Source organism: Aminobacter sp. P4_D5, from assembly GCF_056401815.1.
The window spans coordinates 1-565 of record NZ_JBFUIP010001182.1 but is presented as its reverse complement, the minus strand read 5'-3'; the positions used below and the strand labels follow the sequence as shown (position 1 = coordinate 565).

The 565-nt window shown below is 68.0% G+C and carries 1 protein-coding gene; it reads right to left on the bottom strand.

Annotated elements, in window-relative coordinates; all coding sequences use genetic code 11:
* The coding region (locus AC1DWF_RS37375; RefSeq protein ID WP_476843466.1) for a TonB-dependent receptor domain-containing protein at positions 1-565 on the bottom strand (565 nt) is incomplete at both ends.

Here is a 565-nt window from a genome sequence, read left to right as displayed (position 1 = left end):
GATCGGCACCGTCGCCGTCAGGTTGATGACCGTGCCGGGCTTGTTGTAGCCGGGAGCGGCGATCGACGAACCATCGTTGTTATAGCGGGCGAAGGCCCCTTCCGGCGACGGGCCGGTGTAGAGCAGCTCCGGCACCACCACGATGCGGGCCGTCGTCCCGGTGTCCCAGGGCGTGGGCGCCGAGAAGCGCGCGCTGAGGCTCGCGATGTTGCGCGGACGGCGCGCGAGTGGCGCGTCGTTCGTGGTGTCGCGCGCTTCCTGCACGGTCCAGGCGCCGGTCAGCGAGAGCCAGTCCGCGGGCCGAACGGTGAGCGAGAACTCGCCGCCGCGGATATGTGCGCTCTGGATATTGACCAGCGTGGTGAAGCCCGCGTTGTAGTTGATCAGGTTGCTGATGCGGTTGTCGAAATAGAGGCCCGAGACGGTCGCCCAGCGGGTGACGTCCGTCTCGATTCCCGCCTGCCAGGAGAAGCCGTCCTCGGGCTTGAGGTTCGGGTTGCCCTGGAAGAAGCCGGGGATGGTGCCGTAGCGCTGGAACAGCGACGGCGCGCTGAAGGAGGTGCCC